This window comes from Herbidospora daliensis, from assembly GCF_001570585.1.
Lineage (GTDB): Bacteria > Actinomycetota > Actinomycetes > Streptosporangiales > Streptosporangiaceae > Herbidospora > Herbidospora daliensis.
The window spans coordinates 100,089-123,760 of sequence record NZ_BBXF01000011.1; the positions used below are offsets into that span (position 1 = coordinate 100,089).

The window sequence follows — 23,672 nt, forward strand, 5'->3', positions numbered from 1 at the left end:
CCAGGCCGAAATCCATGCGGGGGCAGGTCGTTTCGATCACCCGCTGACCGCGCGGGCTAGAAGCATTCCGCAGGCCCCCGCTCCCAGGCCGCCCGCGATGCTGACGACCACGTTCGCCACCGCCGCCAGCCGGGCTCCGTCTTCGGCCAGGCGCAGGGTCTCGTAGCTGAAGGTCGAGTAGGTCGTCAGCGCGCCGCAGAAGCCCGTTCCCGCCAGGGCCATGAGCGTGTGGTCGGCGGGCAGGGTGACCAGGAAGCCGAGCAGGGCCGAGCCCGCCAGGTTGACCCCGAACGTCCCCCACGGGAACACGCTGTCGTGCCGTGACTGGATCAGCCGGTCGGTCAGGTAGCGCAGGGGAGCGCCGACAGCCGCGCCCGCCGCCACGAGCAGGGCGGTCAGCAGCCCCGTCACCGGGGCCGCCCGCCGTAGTGGCGGACCTCGACCTCGTCCACCATGACCAGGCCCTCACCGATCAGCTCGTCGAGCTCCGGCAGGAACGCGCGCACCCGGTCGGGTTCGTCGACGATGACGATCGCCACCGGCAGGTCCTCCGACAACGACAGGATGCGCGTGGTGTGGATGTGGTTCGACGCGCCGTAGCCCTCGATGCCCCGGAAGACGCTGGCCCCGGCCAGTCCGGCGGCGTGGGCGCGGTGCACGATCTCGTGGTAGAGCGGCCGGTGGTGGCTGGTGTCGGTCTCGCCGACGAAGATCGTCAGCCGTAGCGCCGGTGTCATGCGCGCCTCCCCAGTCGCCGGGCCCCCGCCCGGGTGGCGGCCGTGCCGGCCCACACGGCGGCCAGCGCCAGCAGCGGCGTCACCACCAGGTAGACCAGCGCCGACCGGGGCGCGCCGCCCGCGACCAGCAGGCCGATGTCCGCGATGTAGGTGGAGAACGTGGTGTAGCCGCCCAGCACCCCGACCCCCAGAAGGGGGCGTACCCAGGCGGGCGCGGCCCAGATCTCGGTGATCGCCACCATCAGGACGCCGATCAGCAGGCACCCGGTGACGTTGATGAACAGGGTCGTCCACGGGAACCCGGGGGCGCTCGGGAAGAGCACCCCCAGCCCGTAGCGGACGAGAGATCCCGCGACCCCTCCGGCCGAGATCGCGACGAGGGTTCGGACGGGCATCGGTTCCTCCTACCGGTGAAGGTAGGGACCGTCGGCAGAGATCTGCGGTTACCCGAATGGGGCGGTGGGCCCCACCACCGCTCAGATCCCCACTATATCGACTGGCCCATCGTCGCCAGCCGACGCTTGACCTCGATCACCGAAGGGTTGGTCGCCGCGCTGCCGTCGGGGAACACGACGGTGGGAACCACGCGGTTGCCCTTGTTGACACTCTCGACGAACGACGCCGCCTGGGGGTCGGCTTCGACGTCGACCTCCTGATAAGCGATGCCTTCGCGGGTCAGCTGGCTCTTGAGCCGCTTGCAGGGCCCACACCACGAAGCGGTGTATACCGTGAGCGCCATTGTCGTCCCTTTCTGTCGGCAGTCATTGCCAACACGACGGATGGTGCTCATCTTCCCACCTAGTACGCGAGATGTCCGATCACCCACGACTGGATCGTCTCGGCCACGCCGGGCTCCCGGAACAGGGGCGAGCTGTGGTAGTGCCCGGGGTAGGACCGGACCGACATGTCGATCCCGTAGACCGCCAGCGACTCGCGCAGCAGCTCGCTCTGGTAGGGCGGCACGAACTCGCGGGCCGAGTGGACGCTGAGCATCGGCGCGTCGCCGTAGGAGGCGTGGAACGGCACCTCCATGCTCGACCAGATCCGCGGGCACTTGTTGGGGCCACAACCCCCGGCCAGGGCCACCGCCGCCTGGCGCAGCTTGCGCTGCTCGTGGGTGGCGCCGTAACCGCCGTCGGAGTAGGCGGTCAGCGGGGAGATCACCGGCGAGACGCCGACGACGGCGCGTAACCCGGGCTGCCCGTTGCCGTAGGTGCCCACCGACGCCGCGATGTGCCCCCCGGCCGAGAAGCCGATGATCGCGTAGCGGTTGGGGTCGAGGCCGAACTCCGCCGCCATGCGCCGGGTGGTCGCGATCGCCTCCATGGCGTCGTCGCGCTGGGCCGGCCACCGCGCGTCGCCGGACAACCGGTAGTTGACGTTGACCACGACGTAGCCGAGGTCGAAGTAGCTGCGGGTGACGGACTTCATGTACGCCTTGTCGCCGCCCGACCACCAGCCGCCGTGGATCATGAACACGACCGGGCGGATCAGCTGGTCGTTGGCGCGCCAGTAGACGTCCATGCGCTGGCGCACGTGGCGGCCGTACTTCACGAGCGTCTTGCGCTCCTGCACCGGCGGCGGCGTGGCGGAGGTGCTCGGCGAGGGCGAGGCGACGGGCGTCGGCGTGGCCGTGGCGCCCGGCTGCGGGCTGACGGCGTGCGCGCCCGCGCTCATCGGAGCGCAGAGGACGGCGGCGAGTGCGAGAGCACCGGCGACGGCCGCTTTCTTCAAGGGTCTGAAACCTCCCCGCGCGGCCCCCGTCGTGCCCGCCGGGGACGCTCCCTCTTTGCCTTCGGCCACCCGGCTCTTGAGACGCGCTTGGCCGGGTGCTGGAAGGATGATGCCAGCAGATCACCCGCCGCGCACGTTGGAGGCCGCATTTGGACGTCCTTTCGGGCCTCGATCCCGAGCAACGGGCGGTGGCCGAAACGCTGCGGGGTCCGGTGTGCGTGCTGGCCGGTGCAGGTACCGGCAAGACTCGGGCGATCACCCACAGAATCGCCCATGCGGTACGAACCGGTATCGCCGACGCGCCGAGCGTGCTCGCTGTGACGTTCACCACCCGGGCCGCCGGAGAGCTCCGCCACCGGCTGCGCGAACTGGGCGCGCCGGGCGTGCAGGCGCGCACCTTCCACGCCGCCGCGCTGCGCCAGCTCACCTACTTCTGGCCGCGCGTCATCGGCGGCGACGCGCCCCAGGTGATCGAGTCGAAGCTGCCGCTGCTGGTCGAGGCGGCCCGCATGCTGCGCCGTAACCCCGACCGCGCCGAACTCCGCGACGTCGCCAGCGAGATCGAGTGGGCCAAGGTCACCCAGCACGCCCCCGACGACTACCCGGCCGCCGCCCTGAAGGCCCGCCGCACCCCGCCGATCCCGGCCGAAGACGTCGCCCGCCTCTTCGACCAGTACGAGAAGCTGCGCCGCGCCCGCCACCTGGTCGACTTCGAGACCATCCTCGAACTCACCGCCGCCGTGATGACCGAGCACCGCGAGGTCGCCAACCAGATCCGGTCGCAGTACCGCTACTTCGTGGTCGACGAGTACCAGGACGTCAACCCGCTCCAGAAGCTGCTGCTCGACACCTGGCTCGGCGGCCGCGACGACGTCTGCGTCGTCGGCGACCCCAACCAGACGATCTACAGCTTCACCGGCGCCAGCCCCCACTTCCTGACCAGCTTCGGCGTCGAGCACCCGGGCGCGGCGGTCGTGAAACTGGTCCGCGACTACCGCTCGACCCCCGAGGTCGTCACCCTGGCCAACCGGGTGATGGCCCGCAGCCCCCACCGGCTGGAGCTGGTCGCCCAGCGTGACCAGGGTCCCGAGCCGGTCTTCACCGAATACGACGACGAGCCCGCCGAGGCCATGGGCGTGGCGCTCCGGGTCAAGAAGCTGATGGCCGACGGGGTGCCGACCAGGGAGATCGCGGTCCTGTTCCGGGTGAACGCCCAGTCGGAGGCGTATGAACAGGCCTTCACCCAGGCCGGCGTGCCCTATCTCCTGCGCGGGGCCGAACGCTTCTTCGAGCGCCCCGAGGTCCGTCAGGCCGTCGTGCTGCTGCGCGGCGCCGCCCGCTCGGCCAACGACGAGGAGCCGCTGGCGCCGGCCGTCCACGCGATCCTGGCCGGAATCGGCCTGACCCCCGAGCGTCCCGGCGGCGGCGCCGCCCGCGCGAAGTGGGAGTCGCTGAACGCCATCGCCGAACTGGCCGAAGACCTGGCCGCCAAGGGCGGCGACCTGCCCGCGTTCGTCGCCGACCTCGAACGCCGCGCCGCCGAACAGCACGCCCCGCCGGTCGAGGGCGTCACCCTGGCCTCGCTCCACGCCGCCAAGGGCCTCGAATGGGACGCCGTCTTCCTGATCGGCCTCACCGAGGGCATGCTCCCGATCGTGTACGCCGAGACCCCCGACCAGATCGAGGAGGAACGCCGCCTCCTCTATGTGGGCATCACCCGCGCCCGCGTCCACCTCAACCTGTCGTGGGCGCTGGCCCGCTCCCCGGGCGGCCGGCGGTCGCGCCGCCCGTCGCGGTTCGTGGAGTCGCTGGCCGGCACCCCGGCGAGCCAGCCCTCCTACCCCTCCCCGCAGCCCGCCCGCCGGAGCGTCGCCGCCCCCGCGACCTGCCGCATCTGCGCCCGTACGCTGGCCACCGGCCCCGAGCAGAAGCTCGGCCGCTGCGCGACCTGCCCCGCCGAATACGACGAGGCGCTGCTGGAGGAACTGAAGACGTGGCGCGCCGAGGCCGCCAAAGAGGCCAAGGTGCCGAGTTACGTCGTCTTCACCGACGTCACCCTGCAGGCCATCGCCGAACGCGTGCCCGCGACCGAGGAGGCCCTCCTCTCGATAGCCGGCATCGGCCGCGTCAAACTGGAGCGATACGGTCAAGCCGTACTCTCCCTCGTCCGACGCCGTCTGGAGGCCTCGTGAACTCCGCCCTCAAGGAGTTGCTCGACCTGCTCGACCTGGAGCAGATCGAGCTCGACATCTTCCGCGGCCGCAGTCCCGAGGAGCGCATCCAGCGGGTCTTCGGCGGCCAGGTCGCCGCCCAGGCCCTCATGGCCGCGGCCCGCACGGTCGGCGCGGAACGCCAGGTTCACTCGCTGCACGCCTACTTCATCCGGCCGGGCGACCCGGCCATCCCGATCGTCTACACGGTCGACCGCGTCCGCGACGGCCGCTCGTTCAGCACCCGCCGCGTGGTCGCCGTGCAGCACGGCAAGGTCATCTTCACGATGTCGGCCTCCTTCCACATCGAGGAGGAGGGCGTGCACCACCAGGCGGCGGTGATGCCCGACGTACCGAGCCCTGAGAGCCTGGCCCCGCTGCACGACCGGCTGCGCAAGCTCATCGGCGACGACCCCGAGTGGTCGGGCTGGTTGTCGCGCCCCCGCCCGCTCGACGCCCGCTACGTCACGCCGCTGACGTGGGAGGCCAACCGCGACCCGAGCCTGATCGGCCCGGAGAACCAGGTCTGGTTCCGCTACGACGCCGACCTCCCCGACGACCCGCTGCTCCACGTCGTGCTGGCCGCCTACGCCTCCGACTACACCCTCGTCGACACGGTGCTGCTCGCCCACGGCCTCGCGTGGGGCCCGTCGAACATCTCCGGCGCCTCCCTCGACCACGCCATGTGGTTCCACCGCAGGTTCCGCGCCGACGACTGGATCCTGTACGCGCAGGAATCCCCCTGGTCCGGCGGCGCCCGCGGCCTCGCCCAGGGGCAGATGTTCACCGCCTCCGGCGAGCTGGCCGTGTCGGTCGTCCAGGAGTGCCTCATCCGGGTTGGCTGAACCCGGAAAATTTCTGTGTAATCGCAGGTCGAAAATGTGTTGCCCACTCGGCAGGTTGCCGTTTAGGGTCATGCACATGCGAGTCGGACGCTACTGTCCGGCCCCCCGAGAAAGTCACCAGGAGGTGAGCCCAGTGCTGAGCATCAGAATCGCGACCGCCACGCCGTGGCTCACCGTCGCATGCCCTGCCACCGATGCATCGGCTTATGGCCGGCAGGCCAAACTGCGCGTCGATGGCGCCTTCGCGTCGAACCCGCTAGTCCGACGCATGCGTATTGAGCAGACCAGCCACACCACCACCGGTGGAGTGGGGCGTCCGTGTCCTGCCTGGAGTAGACCAGTCACAACCTGACCGGTCAGTCAGCCTCCAGGCCGCGGATCCCCACATCGGATCCGCGGCCTTCGTGTTTTTCCCGGCCCGTATCCCCCCACTGCAGAGGACAACGACCAACCCGATTCACAAAGAGGTGACGCAGATGGCGGCCCCGGTCATGGACCTGATCGAAGCCGAGATCCCCTGTCGTACCGACCCCGACCTCTGGTTCGCCGAGTCTCCCGAAGACGTCGAGTTCGCGAAGGCGCTCTGCGGCGGCTGCCCGATCCGGGAGACCTGCCTGACCCGGGCCCTCGAGCGTGAGGAGCCCTGGGGCGTCTGGGGCGGCGAGCTGATCCTGCGAGGCACCGTGGTTCCGCGCAAGCGGCCCCGTGGTCGCCCCCGCAAGACCCCGCTCCCGCTCTGACGAAACGATCGACAGACAACCCGACCCGAAGACCTGCAGAAAAGAGAAGTCCGATGACCTTCCACACCTCCACGGCGCCACATCTGTTCCAGGAACTGGTAGATGAGCGAATACGAGGGCTCCAGCGGGAAGCCGCGGAGCACCGCCTCGCCAGCCGTGTGGCCAGCGCGAACAAAGCCCGCGAGCGGGCCGCCCGCGCCACCGCCGCCCTCCAGGCGGCCCTGTCGAGGCTCTAACGGCCACTTGTAGAAAAAGGCCCGGGTGTCCCACTACACACCCGGGCCTTTCTGCATGCTTCTCCTCATGACGGACCTGCTCGCCACCACCCAGGCGGCCTACGACGCCGTAGCGGCCAATTACGCCCGCGACGTGCCCGAGCGCTACCACTCCACCCCGCTGGCCCACGCGATGACGCCGCTCTTCGCCGAACTGGTCATCGCCGGGGGAGGCGGCCTGGTGGCCGACGCCGGCTGCGGCCCCGGCCACGTGACCGCCCACCTGGCCACCCTGGGCGTGCCGGCGTTCGGCGTCGACGTGTCACCGGAGATGATCGCCCTAGCGCGAAAGGCCCACCCGGACCTGCGCTTCGAGGTCGGGGCCATGACCGCCCTCCCGGCCGCCGACGGCACGCTGGCGGGCGTGGTGGCCAACTACTCCATCATCCACACGCCCCCGGAGGGCCTCCCCGAGACGTTCGCCGAGTTCCACCGCGTGCTGGCGCCCGGCGGCCATCTCCTTCTCGGCTTCCAGGCGGACGACCACGCCACCCGAGTAGGCGAACCCTTCGACCACTCGGTGACCCCGGCCCACCGCTATTCCCCCGACCGCATCGTGGCCCTACTCGGCGACACGGGCCTGACCGAGGTGGCCCGGTTGATCATCGCCCCGAGCGAGGACACGAAGCGCGGCTTCCCGCAGGCGTACCTCATCGCCCGCAGCAGACTGATCCCGTGAACCGTGACCAGTTATGGGCCGTGATCGACAAAGCGCGCGAGGCCCTGCCGAACGCCGACGCCGACGAGATCGCGGCCGGCGTCACCGACCTGCTGGCGGCCCTGCCGCCGGCGGACATCCAGGACGCCGTGCAGCTCCTCTGGGATCTGATGGCCGAGTCCTACCGCACCGACGTGTGGGGCGCCGCCTACCTGATCAACGGCGGGGCTTCCGACGACGGGTTCGACTATTTCCGCGGCTGGCTGATCTGCCAGGGCCGGACGACCTTCGAGGCGGCCGTGACCGACCCCGACTCGCTGGCGACCGTCCCGGCGGTGATCGCCGCCGTGGCCCAGGGCGAGGACCTGTGGGGCGAGGACATCCTCAACGCCCCCCACGACGCCCACCTCCGCCGCACCGGCCAGGACCTTCCACCAGACGCCTTCACGATCGACTATCCGGACCTCGACGAGGGATGGGACTTCGACGACGACGAAGCGGCCCGACGTCACCTGCCCCACCTGACGAGACTCCTGGAGAGCTAGCCCCGACGCGACAGGACTATCGGTTTTCGCGGGCCTGGTCCTCTCGCGGGCGCGGTCAATGCCGGTCTCGTAGTGCCACCGATGTCGATGCCGGTCTGATGGTGGCACCGATGTCGATGCCCGTCTGGTGGTGCACCGATGTCAAGGCCCGCCTGGTGGTGGTGCACCAGTGTTGACGTCGGTCTGGTGGTGGCACCGGTGTTGACGTCGGTCTGGTGGTGGCACCGGTGTTGACGTCGATTCGGTGGTGGCACCGATGTTGGTGCCGATTCGGTGGTGGCGCCGATGCGACGTTCGACCGGACGCCATCTCGGTCGTGCACCGGCGAGCCGGAGTCCGCTATGGCGTCGGTCGCCCGTTCAGTTCTCGTCGTCGGCGAAGCCGGGGACCCAGTTCAGGACCTCGTCGCGGAAGCGGGCCGTCGTGCCGAGTTGGCACAGGACGCCCACGCCCGCCGCGTGGACCCGGTGGATCAGCACGTAGGTCGCCGGCAGGTTGAGGTGGCGGACCACGTTCGTCGGGCGGAGGTCGGTCGCGCTGGCCGCCTGGGCCTGGAGCCACTCCCGGCTGAAGCTGAACTCCTCGACCTGGGTCGGTTCCACGTAGGGGGCCAGGAACGCCCGCAGCGCCTCGACGTCGATCTCGATGTGCGGGCGGATGAAGCCCTCGGCCCGCAGGCCGTCGACGACCGTGTCGATGTCGCCCTGGTTGAACAGGCGCACCAGGCGGCCGAACACCGGCGGGTAGCCCTCGGGCAGGCGGTTGACCGCGCCGAAGTCGAGCACGCCGAGACGGCCGTCGGGCAGCATGCGGAAGTTGCCGGGGTGCGGGTCGGCGTGCAGCATGCCCACGCGGGCGGGGGAGCTGAACAGGAACCGGGTCAGCAGCAGGCCGGCCCGGTCGCGCTGCTCCTGGTCGCCGTCGGTGATCACCTTCGACAGCGGGGTGCCGTCGATCCACTCGGTCACCAGGACGTGCTCGTTGGCGGCGATCACGTCGGGCACGCGGAAGTCGGGGTCGTCCTTGAAGGCGACCGCGAAGGCGTGTTGCGCCTCGGCCTCCAGGAAGTAGTCGAGCTCCTCGACCACCCGGTCTTTCAGCTCGGCCAGGACGGCCTTGACGTCGAGGCCCGGCAGCAGCGCCCCGAACAGCTTGCCCAGCCTCGCGAGCTGGTTGAAGTCGGAGATCAGCGCCTTGCCCGCGCCCGGATACTGGATCTTCACGGCGACCTCGCGGCCGTCGTGCCAGACCGCGCGGTGGACCTGCCCGATCGAGGCGGCGGCGGCCGGCCGGTCGTCGAAGGACAGGAAGTTCTCCCGCCAGTCGTCGCCCAGCTCCTCGCCGAGCACCCGGTGCACCGTCGCGACGGGCAGCGGGGGAGCGGCGTCCTGGAGTTTGGTCAAAGTGGCCCGGTAGGGTCCGGCGATCTCGCTCGGCAGCGCCGCCTCGAAGATCGACAACGCCTGGCCGAGCTTCATCGCCCCGCCCTTGAGCTCACCGAGGATCTTGAAAATCTGCGCCGCAGTACGCTCCTGGATCTCCTGGGCGACGATTTCCGCGGACTTCCCGCCGATCCGTTTCCCCAGGCCGAGAGCGGTGCGCCCGGCGAACCCCAGGGGCAGGGCCGCCAGTTTCGCCGAGCGCGTCACGGCGTTGCGCGGAAGGTCACTCACGCGACCATTGTTAGCCCAGCCTGGTCGTTTCGACTACAACGGCATCGGGGATGACGCGGCCACACCCGGCGCCGCCACACCAAATCAGGCAGGATCTCGGCCGTTCCGGCGGCGTCGATCCCACGCCTGTCGAGGAACGCGAGCGCCTGCCCGGCCGCCTGACCGGCGACCAGACCCGACGTGACGGTGTCGCAACCCGACTGCCCCCTGACGGCGGCCCTGACCGACGGCCAGCCCGGATCCCGGTCGCGCCGGGTCAGCTCGACGCAGGCCAGGCACGGCGACTGCCCCGGCACGACCAGCGGCCCGACGGCCCCGCACCCCTCGGCGCACGTCGCGAGCAGGTGGGGGATGCCGAGCGTGGTGAGGTCGTGGGCGAGCATCGGATCGGGTGAGCCGGTGGGCGCGAGCACGACCAGGTCGGGCCCGGCCGCGCCGTCCATGAGCCCGGCGGCGGCCCGCCCCGCCCAGGCGGTGACGCTCGGCGCGACCGAGGCGGCCACCGCCACCGCGCCCTCCTCGCGGGGGCGGCCCACGTGATCCCAGCCGAGGCCGCCCGGCACGACGTCTTCGGCCTGCGCGGTCTCGGGATCGAGCACGCAGATCCGGCCGACCCCGGCCGCCGCCAGCAGGGCGGCCACACGCGCCCCTATGCGCCCGGCGCCGTAAATCCGGACATAAGCCCTCTGTCGGGCCGTGAAGGCCGTCAGGCCGCCGTCCAGGGCCGGAGAAGGAGACTTCTGGCCGGCGGGGAGTTCGTACACCGTGGGCGGGAGCGACAGCGCCTCCAGGTCGGGCCTGAGCCGGTCGCGCTCGTCGCGGCTGAGCGTGGTCAGCGGAGCCGGGCCGGAGACGTCGTCGAGCAGGCCCCGCCCGGCGAGCAGTTCGATGATCCGGGTGGCGACGGTCTCGTCGACCCGGGAGTCGGCGATGGCCTGCGCCAGCGTCCTGGTGCCGTCGAGGGCGGCCACGAAACGCCGCCCGTGCTCGTCGAGACCGGTCAGCAACACGGCCCGCGCGGGGTGCAGCCCGAACTGGAGCGTCTCCTCGTCGCGGGTCGCGATGCCGATGGCGGGCTTGATGCGGGGCCGGCTGGACATACCCAAGGGTTGTGTCATGGCCGGGAAACTGTCACACGCCGTCAGCCGCCCGAGTCGCATTCCGGTCGCCTGTGGAAAACCCCGTCGACGAGAAAGATCGATAAACGGCTTCCGATCTTCGGAAACGCGCTTCGCCGCAGGTCAGGTTTGTCCTGAACCGCCGTCGCAGGTTTTACTTTTGCGCTGCCGCCCATATCCATTCGTTGTCAGGCAATCCCGGAAACCCGCGCACATCGGCCTTCCCGGGCGCTCTCACGGGGGGACACTGAGGCCCGTGTGCCGGTTTAACATGCGGGAAACGTTGATTGACCAGCGGGAACGTCGGTGACCCCCTGTGGAATTCCGCGCGTGTCGAGTACCGTGCATATGTGCCCCCCGAGACAGTCGAGGTTCGTCGGAGCGCACGACGGCGGCGAACCGTTTCCGCGTACCGCGATGGAGACAAGACCATCGTGCTGCTGCCTGCCGGTCTGAGCACGACCGACGAGGAGCAGTGGGTACGCCGCATGCTCGAACGCCTGGCGGCGAAGGAGCAGCGCAAAAGACCCAGTGACGACGACCTGCTCGATCGCGCCCGGGAACTGTCGGCCCGCTACCTCGACGGACGGGCCGCGCCATCGAGTGTGCGCTGGGTCGAGAACCAGCTCCACCGATGGGGGTCATGCACTCCAGATCATGGCACGATCCGATTGTCGGCCAGACTCCGGGGCATGCCCGCGTGGGTCGTAGACTACGTGATCATGCATGAGCTGGTGCACCTGCTGGTGCCGAGCCACGGCCCCCGGTTCTGGGCGCTGGTCGAACGTTACCCCAAGGCCGAACGCGCCCGCGGTTTCCTCGAAGGATTCTCGATGGCCGCGAGCGGCACTCCGGAGGAATGTTGACCGAACGGCTGGTGGCCGTCCTGGTGACCCCGTCGTGCGGCGACGCCGCGCCACCGGGGGTCGGCCGTAACGAGTTCCTTCGCGCCGTGGCCGAGGACACGTACGAGATGGTCGCGGGGCTCGACCTGGTGACTCCGGTGATCCTAGCGGTTGGAGTCACAGGTTTGGAGGAGATCGCCTGGCCGGGCACGCCGGTGATCTCCATCGACTCCGTGGGCCAGGCCTTCGCCGCGCTGCCGCCGGCCGACCAGGCCGTGGTGGTCTGCGGTGACGCCCCCGACCTGCCGCCGCTGCTGATCGGGAAGTTGTTCCGCGAGCTCGGCCGCGCCGAGATCGCCGTCTGCCCGGCCGACACCGGGGGAGCGGTCGCCGTCGCCGCCCACCTGCCGTTCCCCGCGTGGGCGACCCTCGACGTCGACCACCCCGAGGTCGTCAAGGCGCTGCGCGCGCAGGCCCCCGGCCCCCGCAAGGTCGCCACCGGGCCGGGCTGGCACCGCCTCCGGACCCCCGACGACCTGGCCCGGCTCGACCCGGGCCTGGAAGGGTGGGACTCCACCAGAGCGTTGGTCATGGCGTGAACCGCGACGACCTCGTCCGGCTGCGCAAGGTCCGCGACATGATGGACCGCGACTACGCCAGCCCTCTCGACGTGCCCGCCCTGGCCCAGGCCGCCCTCATGTCACCCGGCCACTTCTCCCGCAGCTTCCGGGCGGCCTACGGAGAGACGCCCTACAGCTACCTGATGACCCGCCGGATCGAGCGGGCCAAGGCGCTGCTCCGCAACGGCGACCTGTCGGTCACCGACGTCTGCTTCGCCGTCGGCTGTACGTCGCTCGGCTCCTTCAGCACCCGCTTCACCGAGCTGGTCGGGGAGAGCCCCAGCGCCTACCGCGCGCGCTCCCACGACGAGGCCGCCGCCATCCCCGCCTGCATCGCGAAGATCCACACCAGACCGGTCAGGAACGGAGAAGCCAACGTCACCGGCCGCCCTCTAGCGTGAGACGCATGGACATCAAACTGCACACCTGCTTCCTGGCCGTCGACGACCACGACACCGCGCTCGCGTTCTACCGCGACGTGCTCGGCATGGAGGTCCGCAACGACGTCTCCTACGAGGGCATGCGCTGGGTGACCGTCGGCTCCCCGTCGCAGCCCGAGGTCGAGATCGTCCTCGAACCGCCGCTGGCCGACCCCAACGCCTCGGCCGAGGACAAGGAGACCATGTCCGAGCTGCTGGCCAAGGGCCTGCTGCGCGGCCTGATCTTCAGCACCGACGACTGCGACGCCACCTTCGAGAAGATCGCCGAAGCGGGCGCCGAAGTCCTCCAGGAGCCGATCGACCAGTTCTACGGCGTGCGCGACTGCGCCTTCCGCGACCCGTCGGGCAACATGCTGCGGTTCAACCAGCCGCTGAAGAAGGAAGCCTGAGCACGGTGAAGACCGCCCGGTGGTCGGTGCCGGCGACGTCGTAGACGCTCGCGTGCCCGACCGCCACCCGGGGGTCGACCAGCACGTGGTCGATGGTGATCAACGGCGGCACCCGCCGTCCGGCCGGCCAGGTCGTGATCAGGCCCTTCCCGGTGGCGTCGGCGGCGTCGACCCACCCGTGGCCCAGCACCGCGCGGAACTCCGCGTGGTCGAACGTGGCGTTGTAGTCGCCCGCCAGGATCCGGATCGTTCCAGGGTCGGGCCGGGGCAGCGACCGCAGCCCGTCGCGCCACAACCCCAGGTCACGACCCAGCGGCGCCACCGTGTGCACGTCGACCAGCTCGACCGGCGGGCCGCCGGGAACCTCGATCTTCGTGTACGGCATCCGATGGCCGTCACCCGGCGCGAACGGCGCCAGCGGGGTCAGCGGGAACCGCGAGTAGACGCCCGAACCCGCCGCGCTCCAGTGCGGCTCCAGATGGTCGTAGGGCATCAGTTCCCCCAGCCCGGCCGCCGCGAGCCCCTCGACGGCCCGGGGGCTCAGCTCCTGCACCGAGATGACGTCGGGACGCGAGGAACGTACAAGAGCCATCAGGGAACCGACGTCGGCGCGCCCGAAGCGCATGTTGATCGACAACACCCGCAGCGACGGCCCGTCAGCCGGAGGCTGAGAGGAGGGCAGCGCCCGGGGCAGCACCACGAACGACATCGCGACGACCGAGGCCAGCGCGAGCGCGGCGGCCCGCCGGGCCCGCGCCAGCACCGCGACCATCACCGCCACGACCGCCCCGAGAACCGCGTAGGGCGTGCCCGTGGACAGCAGGGTCCCGAAGCCGGTGAGCTCGGTCCCGGTCAGCCGGAAGACCGTCCAGACGACGCTGATCCCGGCCAGCAGCCAGGCGACCGCCCGCCGCTTGCGCCCGCGCGACCTCTCCGGAGCGCGGATCTCCCCGCCGACCTCGGCTCCCACCTGTGTGTCCACTCCGGAAACCCTAGCCAGCGGTGTGCCGAGGGGGTGTAAGTCAATTGTGAAGGTTGTGCGCAAGCAAGGAGCGGGCCCTGCGCGCGAGCCGCCGGGTGGCCATGTCGCTCGGCTCGGGGATGTCGTCGACGGGGAACCACTCGAGCGCCAGCGACTCCTCGCTGATCACCTTCTCGGCCCCGGGCGGCGCGACCGCGCCGAACTCCACGTCGAGATGCCAGCACTGCGGCGGATGACACCACACCTCGTGTCGGTCGAGCGCCAGCGGGCCGGGCAGCAGGGTGAGGCCGGGGATGCCCGACTCCTCGACCGCCTCGCGCAGCGCCACATCGGGCAGCGTCAGGTCGCCGGGCTCGCAGTGGCCGCCCATCGGCAACCACAGTTTCGCCTTCGGATGGTGGGTGAGCAGCACCTTCGCGCCGTCGTGGGACAACACCGCCGTCGTGGCGGTCAGATGCCCCGGTACGCACGAACGCCACATGCCGTCGTCGTGCTCGGCCAGATGGCGGAGGAACTCCAGGCGGAGCGCCTCCTCCTCGGGGGTCGGGCCGGTCCAGGCCGCGAGGAACGCCGCGGCTTCGTCGCGCAGGGTCACTTGTCTTCGTCGTCGTTTTCTTCGAGGAACTTGAGCAGGCCGAGGTCGAAGTCGTCCTTGCCGGCCACGAACGCCTCGGGGCTGTCGAGGTCGTCGGAGGTCGGCATGAGATCGGGGTGGCCCCACACCGCGTCGCGCTCGTCGACGCCGCGCGCGTCGCCCAGCGCCTTCCACAACGCCGCCGCCTCGCGCAGCCGCCGGGGCCGCAGCTCCAGGCCGACCAGCGTCGAGAAGGTGAGCTCGGCCGGTCCGCCGGAGGCCCGGCGGCGCCGGACCGTCTCGCCCAGCGCGCCCGCCGACGGCAGCTTGCCCGCCGCCGCGGCGTCGACGACCGTGGCGACCCAGCCCTCGACCAGCGCGAGCGTGGTCTCAAGACGGGCCAGGGCGGCCTTCTGCCGCTCGGTCTCGGCCGGCTTGAGCAGGTCGCCGCCCGAGAGGATCTCCTGCAGCCGCGACGGGTCGTTGATGTCGAGCCCCTGGAGCTTGTCCTGCAGGGCCGAGACGTCGACGGTGATGCCGCGGGCGTACTCCTCGATCGCCCCGAGCAGGTGTGACTTCAGCCACGGCACGTGCTGGAACAGCCGGTGGTGGGCCGCCTCGCGCAGCGCCAGGTAGAGGCGGATCTCCTCGGCGGGCAGTTCGAGCCCCTGGCTGAACGCCGCGATCCCGCCGGGCAGCAGCGCGGCGGTGTCGGACAGCGGCAGGCCGATGTCGCTGGTGCCGATGACCTCGCGGGCGAGGGTGCCGAGGGCCTGGCCGATCTGCTGGCCGACCATCATGCCGCCCATCTGCTTCAGCATGCCCATCAGCGGCCCCGCCATGGCCTGCGCCTCGGCCGGGAGCCCGGCGGCGCCGAGGCTGCCGCCCATGGTCTCGACCATCTTGGCGGCCACCGGGTCGCACAGCTGGCCCCAGATCGGCGCGGTCTTCTCGATCCACTCCGACCGGCTCCACGCCTGCGGGTTCGACACGCCGCTCGGCAACGACGTGGCTTCGTTGAGCCACAGGTCGGCCAGGTTCAGCGCGTCGACGACCTGGCGCCGCTCCCCTTCCATCACGCTGGGATCACCGCCGTCGGCGACCACCGCGTGGCGGGCGATGTTCTTCGCCATCTCCCAGTTCACCGGGCCGGAGCCGGGTGGGGCCGAGAGCATGTCGGCGAACTGGCGCATCGCCTGCGCCATCTGCTCGGGGTTGCCGAACATGGCGAACGGGTTCTCGTTAGGATCGTTTTCGCGACCTGGCAGGTCAGTCACCGCGCCACCTCGTGCAGGATGGAGGAGTCCACATCCGCCACGTTATCCGTCGTGGGGCGTGTCAGCGCAAAGTGAGGACCGCGTGCCAGTCTCGAAACGCCATCGTCCGCCCGTCGTCGCCGTCACCGGCGCGGCCTCGGGAGTAGGCAGGGCGTTCCTGTCGAAAGTCGCCTCGTCTGCGGATTTCCGCCGCGTGGTGGCGATCGACGCGCAACGCGGCGACGTCGCCGACGTGACCTGGCGGGTGCTCGACATCCGCGATCCGCTCTTGGCGAACCGGATCTCCGACGTCGACGTGCTGGTCCATCTGGCGGGCGACTTCTCGCTCGACGGCGACCCCGCCGAACGCCGGGCCTACAACCTGCGGGCCGCCCAGACCGTGCTGACCGCCTCGGCCGCCGCCCGGGTGCGCCGGGTGGTGCTGGTCACCAGCGCCATGGTGTACGGCGCCGACGCCGACAACCCGGTCCCGCTCCCCGAAGACGCCCCCGTGGCGGCCGAACCCGACACCGGGGTCGTGGGCGACCACCTCGAGATCGAGTCGCTGGTCCGCCGCTCGCTGCGGGCCCACCCCGGCCTGGATGTCGTGGTTTTGCGTCCGGCCGCCCTGGTCGGGCCCGAGGTCGACACCGTGGTCACCCGCCACTTCGAGGCCCCCCGCCTGCTGGTCGTCAAGGGCTGCACGCCCCGCTGGCAGTTCTGCCACGTCGACGACCTCGTCTCGGCCCTCGAACTGGCCGCGCTCGGCCACGTCAACGGCGTGGTCGCGGTGGGTTCCGAGGGCTGGCTGGAGATGGAGCAGGTCGAGGAGGTCTCCGGCGTCCGCCGCTTCGAGCTCCCGGCGGGCCTGACCTTCTCCACCGCCCAGCGCCTCCACCGCCTGGGCATCACCCCGGCCCCGGCCACCGACCTCCACTACGTCGTCTACCCCTGGGTGGTCGACTGCGCGACCCTGCGGGAGGCGGGCTGGAAGCCGGCCTGGACGAACGAGGCCGCCCTGCGCGAGCTGATGACCTACCGCGAGGGCAAGCACGCCGTCGTCGGCCGCCGCCTGTCCGGCAAGGACGCCACCCTGACCGCCGCCGGCGCCACCGTCGCCGTGATCGGCACGGCCGCGATCGTCCGCGCGGCCCGCCGGAAGAAGAAGATTTAGACTCGTCGGGTGGACGTCATCCGCCTCCTGGCCATCCGCGAGACCCCGCTCTCCGTCGACGAGGTGGTCGCCGCCGTCGGCGACCACGCGGCCGGGGGCACCACGCTCTTCATCGGCACCGTCCGCGACCTCGACGAGGGCCGCGACGTCGAGCTGCTGTCCTACTCGGCCCACCCCAGCGCCGAGGCCGAGCTCCGGCGGGTGGCCGAGAAGGTGGCCGCCGACTTCCCGGTGACCGCGCTGGCGGCCGTCCACCGCGTCGGCGACCTGGAGCTCGGCGACATCGCGGTGATCGTCGCGGTGGCCTGCCCCCACCGGGGCGAGGCGTTCGCCGCCTCGCGGCGGCTGATCGACGACCTCAAGCACGAGGTGCCGATCTGGAAGAACCAGCGCTTCGCCGACGGATCGGCCGAGTGGGTCGGCGCCTGTTAGCCGCTCCTTATCGGCGAGCCCTTAGAGTTCTGGCATGTCCCGACGTGCCCTCACCCTGCTCGTGGCGGGTTTCCTCACACTCGCGCTTGCTGTGGGCGGCGCGCTGCTCCCCGTCCCCTACGTCGTGCTGTCACCCGGCCCGACCGAGAACACGATCGGCGACGTGAAGGGCAAGCCGGTGATCACCGTCACCGGCCACCAGGTCTATCCGACGACCGGCATGCTGAGCATGGTCACCGTCGCCTACCAGGGCGGCCCCGGCAACCGCATCGGCCTGCTGACCGCGCTGCGCGGCTGGCTCGACGACACCATCGCGGTCGTGCCGGAAGAGACGATCTTCCCCAGGGAGCAGACCGTCGAAGAGGTCGAGGAGGAGAACAGCGCCGAGATGGCGACCTCCCAGGAGACCTCCACCGCCGCCGCCCTGCGCGAACTCAAGATCGCCTACCAGGACGTGGTCGAGGTCGCCAGCACCGACAAGGGCTCCCCGGCCGAGGGCAAGCTGCTGCCCGGCGACGTGATCACCACCGTCGACGGCGAGCCGGCCGCCGACATGGAGATCGTGGCCTCCCTGGTCCGCAAGCACACCCCCGGCCAGGACGTCACCTTCGGCGTCGACCGCAAGAACGTCAAACAGGACGTCACGGTCAAGACCGTGAAGGGCCCTAGCGGGCAGGCGATCGTCGGGGTCCGCATGGGGATGTCGTACAAGTTCCCCTTCACCGTGAACATCAGCGTCGGCGACGTCGGCGGCCCGAGCGCGGGCCTGATGTTCTCCCTGGGCATCTACGACAAGCTCACCCCCGGCCCGCTGACCGGCGGCAAGGCCATCGCCGGCACCGGCACGATGGACGGCGAGGGCAACGTCGGCGCCATCGGCGGCATCGAGCAGAAGATGGTCGGCGCGAAGAAGGCCGGCGCGACCGTCTTCCTGACGCCCTCGGCGAACTGCCCCGCCGCCGCCGCGGCCGTGCCCGACGGATTGCGCCTGGTCAAGGTCGACACCCTGAACGACGCCATCAAGGCGATCGACGCGATTCGCACCGGATCGGGATCCGTCCCGGCCTGCACTTCCTGAACACTTTCCTGAGAGCTTTCCGGAAGCGCAGCACTGCCGAACGCGGTGTAGGTTGCCAGGCACAGACCGTTTGTGCTTTTGACCAAAGGGGTTTGGCGTTGAGCTTCCGGAGCCCCGGAGCCGGTCGGGCGATGCGCGTGCCCCGCCGGCCCCGCCTGCTCATTCCCGTGGGAATCGCGATCGTCGCGGTCGTGATCGTCCTCTACATCTTCGCCGGTTTCTATACCGACTATCTCTGGTACGACTCGGTGCAATTCAGCTCGGTCTTCTCGACCATGCTGATCACCCAGATCCTGTTGTTCATCGTCGGCGCCGCCCTGATGGTCGGCATCGTCGGCGGCAACATGGCGCTGGCGTTCCGGGTGCGTCCCATGTTCGGCCCCGGCATGTTCGGCAACGCCCAGGGCGCCGACCGCTACCGCCTGGCCGTCGACCCGCACCGGAAGATCATCTTCCTGATCGGCATGGCGATCCTCGCCCTGTTCGCCGGGTCGTCGACGTCGGGCCAGTGGAAGACCTGGCTGCTGTTCCAGAACGCCACGCCGTTCGGCAAGGTCGACGCCGAGTTCGGCATGGACCTGTCGTTCTTCACGTTCACCTATCCGTTCCTGCGGATGGTGCTGAACTTCCTGTTCATCGCGGTCGTCCTGTCGGCGATCGCGGCGGCGCTGGTCCACTACCTCTACGGCGGCTTCCGCATCCAGACCCCGGGCGGCGTGCACGCCTCCCGCGGCGCGCGGGCCCACCTGTCGGTGCTGCTGGGCGTGTTCGTGCTGCTGAAGGCCGTGGCCTACTGGCTCGACCGGTTCGGCCTGGTCTTCTCCGACCGGGGCAAGGTCTACGGCGCCTCGTTCACCGACGTCAACGCGGTGCTCCCGGCCAAGACCATCCTCGCGTTCATCGCGCTGATCTGCGCCGCGTTGTTCTTCGCGGGGGTCGTGCGGGCCGGCGGCATGCTGCCGGGCGTCGCGCTCGGCCTGCTCGTGCTGTCGGCGGTCCTGATCGGCGGCGTCTACCCGGCGCTCGTCGAGCAGTTCCAGGTCAAGCCGAACCAGCAGGCCAAGGAGCGCGACTACATCGACCGCAACATCAAGGCGACGAGAGCCGCCTACGGGGTCGACAACGCGACGGTCACCCAATACGGCGCCGAGACCGAGGCCAAGCCCGAGGTGCTCCAGGCCGAGTCGTCGGCGATCCCGGGCCTGCGCCTGCTCGACCCGACCGTGCTCAGCCCGACCTACCAGCAGCTGCAGCAGATCCGCGGCTACTACCAGTTCCCCGAGCAACTCGACATCGACCGCTACAAGAACCCGGCCACCGGCAAGGTTCAGGACACGGTCGTGGCGGTCCGCGAGATGGGCGCCCCGCCCGCCGCGCAGAGCAACTGGATCAACGACCACCTCGTCTACACCCACGGCTTCGGCTTCGTCGCCGCTCCGGGCAGCGCGGTCGACGGCAGCGGCGTGCCCAGCTTCAACGAGAAGGACATCCCGCCCACCCAGGCCCTCGGCAAGTACGAGCCCCGGATCTACTTCGGCGAGAACTCGCCCGAATACTCGATCGTCGGCGGCCCGCAGGGCAGCAACCCGGTCGAGCTCGACTACCCCGAGCAGAGCACCAGCGGCCAGAAGAACAACACCTACGCCGGCACCGGCGGCGTCCCGGTCGGCGGGATCTTCACCCGGTTCCTCTACGCCCTCAAGTACGGCGAGACGAACCTGCTGCTGAACTCCAGCATCAACGCCGACTCGAAGATCATGTACATCCGCAAGCCGATCGAGCGCATCCAGGCGGTCGCCCCGTTCCTGACGCTCGACCGCGACCCCTACCCGGCCATCGTCGACGGCCGGATCAAGTGGATCGTGGACGCGTACACGACCTCCGACGCCTACCCCTACTCCGAGCCCCACAGCCTGGAGAGCCTCACGACCGACGTGACCTCCTCGCTCCAGCCCGGCGTGCCGCAGGTGCCGCGCGACAACATCAACTACATCCGCAACTCGGTGAAGGCCACCGTCGACGCCTACGACGGCACGGTGACCCTTTACGCGTGGGACGACACCGACCCGGTGCTGAAGACCTGGCAGAAGGCGTTCGGCACCATCGTCAAGCCGGCGTCGGACATCTCGCCGGAGCTCCGTGAGCACCTGCGCTACCCGGCCGACCTGTTCAAGGCCCAGCGCGAGATCCTCACGCAGTACCACGTCACCGACCCCGACTCGTTCTTCGGCGGCCAGGACTTCTGGAAGGTCCCGGAGGACCCGGCGACCAAGAAGAGCAAGCAGCCGCCCTACTACGTGACCATGAAGATGCCGGGCGTCGCCCAGGAGAAGTTCTCCCTGACGACCACGTTCGTCCCGAACAACCGGCAGAACATGGCCGCGTTCATGGCGGTCGACGCCACGGCCGACGCGAAGAACGCCAAGCTGGAGATCCTCCAGCTGCCGAGCACGACGACGATCCAGGGTCCGCCCCAGGCGCAGAACACGTTCCTGACCGACCCGACCGTCTCCGCGCAGCTCAACATCCTGAGAGGCAGCGGCGGCGCGACCGACGTCATCTTCGGCAACCTGCTGACCCTCCCGTTCGGCGGCGGCCTGCTCTACGTGGAGCCGGTCTACATCCAGCCGAAGGACGAGGCGGCCGGGCGCTTCCCGACCCTGCAGAAGGTGCTGGTCCTCTACGGCCAGCGCGTCGGCTTCGGCGACGACCTGGAGACGGCGCTGAAGCAGGTCTTCGGCGAGGCGGGCACCGCCCAACCGGCCGAGCAGAACGAGGAACAGACCCAGCCGACCCAGAACGAGCAAGCCGAGACGCCGGCCCAGCAGGCGTCGGTCACCACGGCCCTCGGCAAGGCGCAGAAGGCCTACGACGACGCCCAGGCGGCCCTGTCGGCCAACCCGCCCAACTGGCAGGCCTACGGCACCGCCCAGGCGGCTCTGAAGGCCGCGCTCGACGAGCTGGCCGCCGCCCAGAAGGCGGCGGCGGACCCGGCCCCGTCGGCGAGCCCGTCACCGACCCCGGCGGCGTCCGGATCGGCGACCCCGACACCCACGCCAACTGGGTCGACACCACCGCAAGCGCCCTGATCCGAGCATTCGATTTGCTGCATCGCCCCGCGCCGGATAGTCTTCAGACACACCGACGCGGGGTGGAGCAGCTCGGTAGCTCGCTGGGCTCATAACCCAGAGGTCGCAGGTTCAAATCCTGTCCCCGCTACTGTTGAAAGGCCCGGAGATCACTCTCCGGGCCTTTTGATTTGCGCTCCACGATTTTCATGGATAGTGTTCTTACATACCGACGCGGGGTGGAGCAGCTCGGTAGCTCGCTGGGCTCATAACCCAGAGGTCGCAGGTTCAAATCCTGTCCCCGCTACAAAGAAAGTGGCCCGGTTCCAGTTCTGGAACCGGGCCACTTTGTTTTCTCGTGTACGAGACGGCGATTCCCGGGCTGAATGCGGCGATGCCGAATTCGGCTGGTCGAATCGGGAATTCGCGATATTTCCGTGAAGCCTGAGCCGGCGTCACGGTGGGGGAGCACGGGCGTGACGTTCGCCACGTCGAGCGGCGATCGCAGAGCGGCGGTCGGGTTGCCCGGGATGGCTCGTTGCGATGCGGGCCGGGAGCGGCCGGTTGGCGCTGGGTGGCCGCCTTGCCGGGGGCGGCGGGGAGTGTGGGGTGGGCGGGAGCCGTAACGGAAGAAAGAGCTTCTGCTACGGCGGACCGTGTGCATGGCTGTGGGGCCTGATTCCGACCCCCGGAATCAGGCCCCGTCCCCCTTGGTGGTGCTTGGGTGGCCCGGTTCCGATGGGGTCGGAACCGGGCCCGGCCCTGCCCCGGTGTGGGTGTGGGGTGCGGGCCATCGGCGGAGGGCGGTCGCGGGGGTGGCAGCCCCGGTGCGGTCGCCTTCCGCGTTATGCCGCGGTGGCTTCGAGCTCTACGGCTGTGGTCAGTGCGGCAGGCTGCGGTGCACGCTCACGCAACGGCGGAGCCGGCTGCTCGCCGGGCCCATGCGGCGCGGTTCGCGGACCGGCTGGTCGAGCGCGGCCACCAGTGCCTGGGCGGTCTTGGCGTCGGCCAGGACCCGGGCGGCCTCCTCGCCCACGGGCAGCTGGCCGTTCTTGGCCAGCTCGTGCTCGAGGAAGGTCAGCGGCTCGGCGTCGCCCGCCGCGTCGGCGGCGATCGTCGCGCGGCTGGCCGTCAGGAGGGCGAGGTAGTAGTTGCGCAGGGACGCCTCTCGCAAGCGTGCCTGCTCCAGGTCGTCGAGCAGCTCCCGGGCGATCCGGAGAAGATCGCCGGCGTGCCCGGCCTCGGCCGTGATGTGGGCGCGGATGTCGTCGAACTCCGACCGCTGCGTCATGATGGCCACCTCCACGGCGGGGGTCCAGACGCCGGGTTGGCGCCGGGTGACTCCCGCATCTCATTCGTATCCCGCCCTGATTGCGGTCGGCTTGACATCGGCTTGCCCTCACCGAGGTCATGCGACCGCGCTCGAACCGGGTGCTACTTAGATGCGCGAGTGACCAGGTTGGTTGTCAGGCCGCGGCAGTCGTTTGTGGCGTGAGTGGTCGGGGGAACTGTTAGTCTTCTCGTGTCGGCCTGGTCCGGCGAAACCCCATCCACTCGCCTCACGGCGGATCTGGCATGGGTTGCTTCATCCCCTGAACTCCATGTTCACGCGGCTGGTTCGCCTTCCGCACGGAACGCTGGTAAGTTAGAGGGGTTGCTCTCAAACGGGAGCAGCCGAATTCCTCTCGGGTTCGGATCCAGAAGTCAAATCGCTCGGTTTGACACTGACTGGGACCACTGAGAAGATAAAGGCACAGAGCAAGACAAAAAGCAAGTCCGTTTCTTGAGAACTCAACAGTGTGCTAAAAGCCAGTGCATGATGCACAACCCCGTCTATTAGACGGATTCCTTTGGTTGACATTATGTCAGCCGGGAAAATTCTCTGAAGACATCTTTTGGAGAGTTTGATCCTGGCTCAGGACGAACGCTGGCGGCGTGCTTAACACATGCAAGTCGAGCGGAAAGGCCCTTCGGGGTACTCGAGCGGCGAACGGGTGAGTAACACGTGAGTAACCTGCCCCTGACTCTGGGATAAGCCTGGGAAACTGGGTCTAATACCGGATGTGACGTCTTCCGGCATCGGATGGACGTGGAAAGTTTTTTCGGTCAGGGATGGACTCGCGGCCTATCAGCTTGTTGGTGGGGTAGTGGCCTACCAAGGCGACGACGGGTAGCCGGCCTGAGAGGGCGACCGGCCACACTGGGACTGAGACACGGCCCAGACTCCTACGGGAGGCAGCAGTGGGGAATATTGCGCAATGGGCGAAAGCCTGACGCAG

The 23,672-nt window shown here is 69.8% G+C and carries 24 protein-coding genes, 2 tRNA genes and 1 rRNA gene; 16 read left to right on the top strand and 11 right to left on the bottom strand.

Annotated features, from left to right (window positions below):
* Positions 1 to 36 precede the first annotated feature (36 nt).
* The 5 genes from crcB to AW274_RS36605 all read right to left on the bottom strand — a co-directional run bounded on the left by crcB (position 37) and on the right by AW274_RS36605 (position 2,471).
* Positions 37 to 399 (bottom strand): fluoride efflux transporter CrcB, encoded by a 363-nt coding sequence (gene crcB, locus AW274_RS36585; RefSeq protein WP_062443197.1) that lies wholly within the window; start codon positions 397 to 399, stop codon positions 37 to 39.
* An 8-nt stretch (positions 400 to 407) separates the two neighbouring features.
* Positions 408 to 737, bottom strand: coding sequence for a DUF190 domain-containing protein (locus AW274_RS36590; RefSeq protein WP_062443107.1), 330 nt, complete (start codon positions 735 to 737; stop codon positions 408 to 410).
* Entirely contained in the window at positions 734 to 1,132 is a 399-nt protein-coding gene (locus tag AW274_RS36595; RefSeq protein WP_062443110.1) for a fluoride efflux transporter FluC, read from the bottom strand. The genes AW274_RS36590 and AW274_RS36595 overlap by 4 nt, the downstream gene beginning before the upstream one ends.
* A 92-nt stretch (positions 1,133 to 1,224) precedes the next feature.
* Positions 1,225 to 1,527 carry a mycoredoxin gene (locus AW274_RS36600; protein WP_232320664.1) on the bottom strand — a complete coding sequence of 101 codons (303 nt, stop codon included), beginning with the start codon at positions 1,525 to 1,527 and terminating at the stop codon, positions 1,225 to 1,227.
* An 8-nt stretch (positions 1,528 to 1,535) separates the two neighbouring features.
* A complete protein-coding gene (locus tag AW274_RS36605) occupies positions 1,536 to 2,471 on the bottom strand; it encodes an alpha/beta hydrolase (protein ID WP_062443115.1) in 936 nt (311 codons plus the stop codon).
* Positions 2,472 to 2,620: 149 nt separating this feature from the next.
* Between AW274_RS36605 and AW274_RS36610 the strand changes: the two genes are divergently transcribed.
* From AW274_RS36610 to AW274_RS36635, 5 genes are all read left to right on the top strand, one after another.
* Positions 2,621 to 4,663 carry an ATP-dependent DNA helicase UvrD2 gene (locus AW274_RS36610; protein WP_062443118.1) on the top strand — a complete coding sequence of 681 codons (2,043 nt, stop codon included), beginning with the start codon at positions 2,621 to 2,623 and terminating at the stop codon, positions 4,661 to 4,663.
* Positions 4,660 to 5,526 carry an acyl-CoA thioesterase gene (locus tag AW274_RS36615; protein WP_083975427.1) on the top strand — a complete coding sequence of 289 codons (867 nt, stop codon included), beginning with the start codon at positions 4,660 to 4,662 and terminating at the stop codon, positions 5,524 to 5,526. The genes AW274_RS36610 and AW274_RS36615 overlap by 4 nt, the downstream gene beginning before the upstream one ends.
* A gap of 476 nt (positions 5,527 to 6,002) precedes the next feature.
* Positions 6,003 to 6,266 (top strand): WhiB family transcriptional regulator, encoded by a 264-nt coding sequence (locus AW274_RS36620; RefSeq protein WP_062443202.1) that lies wholly within the window; start codon positions 6,003 to 6,005, stop codon positions 6,264 to 6,266.
* Positions 6,267 to 6,569: 303 nt separating this feature from the next.
* Positions 6,570 to 7,220, top strand: coding sequence for a class I SAM-dependent DNA methyltransferase (locus tag AW274_RS36630; protein WP_083975444.1), 651 nt, complete (start codon positions 6,570 to 6,572; stop codon positions 7,218 to 7,220).
* Positions 7,217 to 7,744, top strand: a complete 528-nt coding sequence (locus tag AW274_RS36635) for a DUF4240 domain-containing protein (RefSeq protein ID WP_062443128.1) — start codon at positions 7,217 to 7,219, stop codon at positions 7,742 to 7,744. Before AW274_RS36630 ends, AW274_RS36635 begins: the two co-directional genes overlap by 4 nt.
* Positions 7,745 to 8,103: 359 nt before the next feature.
* Here the strand turns inward: AW274_RS36635 and AW274_RS36640 are convergent, their stop codons facing one another.
* Entirely contained in the window at positions 8,104 to 9,417 is a 1,314-nt protein-coding gene (locus AW274_RS36640) for an ABC1 kinase family protein (RefSeq protein ID WP_062443131.1), read from the bottom strand.
* Positions 9,414 to 10,517, bottom strand: a complete 1,104-nt coding sequence (locus AW274_RS36645) for a ThiF family adenylyltransferase (protein ID WP_062443134.1) — start codon at positions 10,515 to 10,517, stop codon at positions 9,414 to 9,416. The genes AW274_RS36640 and AW274_RS36645 overlap by 4 nt, the downstream gene beginning before the upstream one ends.
* Positions 10,518 to 10,885: 368 nt before the next feature.
* Here AW274_RS36645 and AW274_RS36650 point away from each other — a divergent pair, with 368 nt between their 5' ends.
* The 4 genes from AW274_RS36650 to AW274_RS36665 are packed head-to-tail and all read left to right on the top strand — an operon-like array spanning position 10,886 to position 12,829.
* Positions 10,886 to 11,401: a M48 metallopeptidase family protein gene (locus AW274_RS36650; RefSeq protein ID WP_062339090.1), complete on the top strand. Its 516-nt coding sequence runs from the start codon at positions 10,886 to 10,888 to the stop codon at positions 11,399 to 11,401.
* The gene (locus AW274_RS36655) at positions 11,395 to 11,979 is read left to right on the top strand and encodes a hypothetical protein (RefSeq protein WP_062443137.1); all 585 of its coding nucleotides are present in this window, start codon (positions 11,395 to 11,397) and stop codon (positions 11,977 to 11,979) included. The genes AW274_RS36650 and AW274_RS36655 overlap by 7 nt, the downstream gene beginning before the upstream one ends.
* 41 nt (positions 11,980 to 12,020) lie before the next feature.
* Positions 12,021 to 12,401, top strand: coding sequence for a helix-turn-helix transcriptional regulator (locus AW274_RS36660; protein WP_198169583.1), 381 nt, complete (start codon positions 12,021 to 12,023; stop codon positions 12,399 to 12,401).
* Between the two features lie 5 nt (positions 12,402 to 12,406).
* The gene (locus tag AW274_RS36665; protein ID WP_062339092.1) at positions 12,407 to 12,829 is read left to right on the top strand and encodes a VOC family protein; all 423 of its coding nucleotides are present in this window, start codon (positions 12,407 to 12,409) and stop codon (positions 12,827 to 12,829) included.
* On the opposite strand, the gene AW274_RS36670 is transcribed toward AW274_RS36665, so the two are convergent.
* From AW274_RS36670 to AW274_RS36680, 3 genes are read right to left on the bottom strand one after another with little or no spacing between them, the layout of a single operon-like run.
* Positions 12,801 to 13,811, bottom strand: coding sequence for an endonuclease/exonuclease/phosphatase family protein (locus AW274_RS36670; protein WP_062443140.1), 1,011 nt, complete (start codon positions 13,809 to 13,811; stop codon positions 12,801 to 12,803). The genes AW274_RS36665 and AW274_RS36670 overlap by 29 nt on opposite strands.
* A gap of 40 nt (positions 13,812 to 13,851) precedes the next feature.
* A complete protein-coding gene (locus tag AW274_RS36675) occupies positions 13,852 to 14,406 on the bottom strand; it encodes an NUDIX hydrolase (RefSeq protein ID WP_062443143.1) in 555 nt (184 codons plus the stop codon).
* Entirely contained in the window at positions 14,403 to 15,611 is a 1,209-nt protein-coding gene (locus AW274_RS36680) for a zinc-dependent metalloprotease (RefSeq protein ID WP_083975429.1), read from the bottom strand. The genes AW274_RS36675 and AW274_RS36680 overlap by 4 nt, the downstream gene beginning before the upstream one ends.
* A 133-nt stretch (positions 15,612 to 15,744) precedes the next feature.
* Between AW274_RS36680 and AW274_RS36685 the strand changes: the two genes are divergently transcribed.
* The 6 genes from AW274_RS36685 to AW274_RS36710 all read left to right on the top strand — a co-directional run bounded on the left by AW274_RS36685 (position 15,745) and on the right by AW274_RS36710 (position 21,700).
* Positions 15,745 to 16,815, top strand: coding sequence for an NAD-dependent epimerase/dehydratase family protein (locus tag AW274_RS36685; RefSeq protein ID WP_232320665.1), 1,071 nt, complete (start codon positions 15,745 to 15,747; stop codon positions 16,813 to 16,815).
* A 9-nt stretch (positions 16,816 to 16,824) separates the two neighbouring features.
* Positions 16,825 to 17,247, top strand: a complete 423-nt coding sequence (locus AW274_RS36690; RefSeq protein WP_062339097.1) for a molybdenum cofactor biosynthesis protein MoaE — start codon at positions 16,825 to 16,827, stop codon at positions 17,245 to 17,247.
* Positions 17,248 to 17,281: 34 nt separating this feature from the next.
* Entirely contained in the window at positions 17,282 to 18,325 is a 1,044-nt protein-coding gene (locus AW274_RS36695; RefSeq protein WP_062443153.1) for a YlbL family protein, read from the top strand.
* Positions 18,326 to 18,492: 167 nt separating this feature from the next.
* The gene (locus AW274_RS36700) at positions 18,493 to 21,414 is read left to right on the top strand and encodes a UPF0182 family membrane protein (protein ID WP_369408696.1); all 2,922 of its coding nucleotides are present in this window, start codon (positions 18,493 to 18,495) and stop codon (positions 21,412 to 21,414) included.
* 56 nt (positions 21,415 to 21,470) lie between these two features.
* A tRNA-Met gene (locus tag AW274_RS36705) sits at positions 21,471 to 21,544 on the top strand.
* An 82-nt stretch (positions 21,545 to 21,626) separates the two neighbouring features.
* Positions 21,627 to 21,700: transfer RNA gene (locus AW274_RS36710), tRNA-Met, on the top strand.
* Between the two features lie 573 nt (positions 21,701 to 22,273).
* Here the strand turns inward: AW274_RS36710 and AW274_RS36715 are convergent.
* Positions 22,274 to 22,684, bottom strand: coding sequence for a hypothetical protein (locus AW274_RS36715; protein WP_062443206.1), 411 nt, complete (start codon positions 22,682 to 22,684; stop codon positions 22,274 to 22,276).
* A gap of 601 nt (positions 22,685 to 23,285) precedes the next feature.
* On the opposite strand from AW274_RS36715, the gene AW274_RS36720 reads away from it, so the two are divergent.
* Positions 23,286 to 23,672, top strand: a 16S ribosomal RNA gene (locus tag AW274_RS36720); the annotation flags it as partial.

Bases quoted from the DNA above. Each gene is read 5' to 3' on its own strand.
- AW274_RS36630 (WP_083975444.1), top strand. From the start codon at position 6,570: ATGACGGACCTGCTCGCCACCACCCAGGCGGCCTACGACGCCGTAGCG.
- AW274_RS36600 (WP_232320664.1), bottom strand. From the start codon at position 1,527: ATGAGCACCATCCGTCGTGTTGGCAATGACTGCCGACAGAAAGGGACG.
- AW274_RS36595 (WP_062443110.1), bottom strand. From the start codon at position 1,132: ATGCCCGTCCGAACCCTCGTCGCGATCTCGGCCGGAGGGGTCGCGGGA.
- AW274_RS36590 (WP_062443107.1), bottom strand. From the start codon at position 737: ATGACACCGGCGCTACGGCTGACGATCTTCGTCGGCGAGACCGACACC.
- AW274_RS36680 (WP_083975429.1), bottom strand. From the start codon at position 15,611: ATGTTCGGCAACCCCGAGCAGATGGCGCAGGCGATGCGCCAGTTCGCC.
- AW274_RS36665 (WP_062339092.1), top strand. From the start codon at position 12,407: ATGGACATCAAACTGCACACCTGCTTCCTGGCCGTCGACGACCACGAC.
- AW274_RS36645 (WP_062443134.1), bottom strand. From the start codon at position 10,517: ATGTCCAGCCGGCCCCGCATCAAGCCCGCCATCGGCATCGCGACCCGC.
- AW274_RS36715 (WP_062443206.1), bottom strand. From the start codon at position 22,684: ATGACGCAGCGGTCGGAGTTCGACGACATCCGCGCCCACATCACGGCC.
- AW274_RS36695 (WP_062443153.1), top strand. From the start codon at position 17,282: ATGTCCCGACGTGCCCTCACCCTGCTCGTGGCGGGTTTCCTCACACTC.
- AW274_RS36660 (WP_198169583.1), top strand. From the start codon at position 12,021: ATGGACCGCGACTACGCCAGCCCTCTCGACGTGCCCGCCCTGGCCCAG.
- AW274_RS36620 (WP_062443202.1), top strand. From the start codon at position 6,003: ATGGCGGCCCCGGTCATGGACCTGATCGAAGCCGAGATCCCCTGTCGT.
- AW274_RS36655 (WP_062443137.1), top strand. From the start codon at position 11,395: ATGTTGACCGAACGGCTGGTGGCCGTCCTGGTGACCCCGTCGTGCGGC.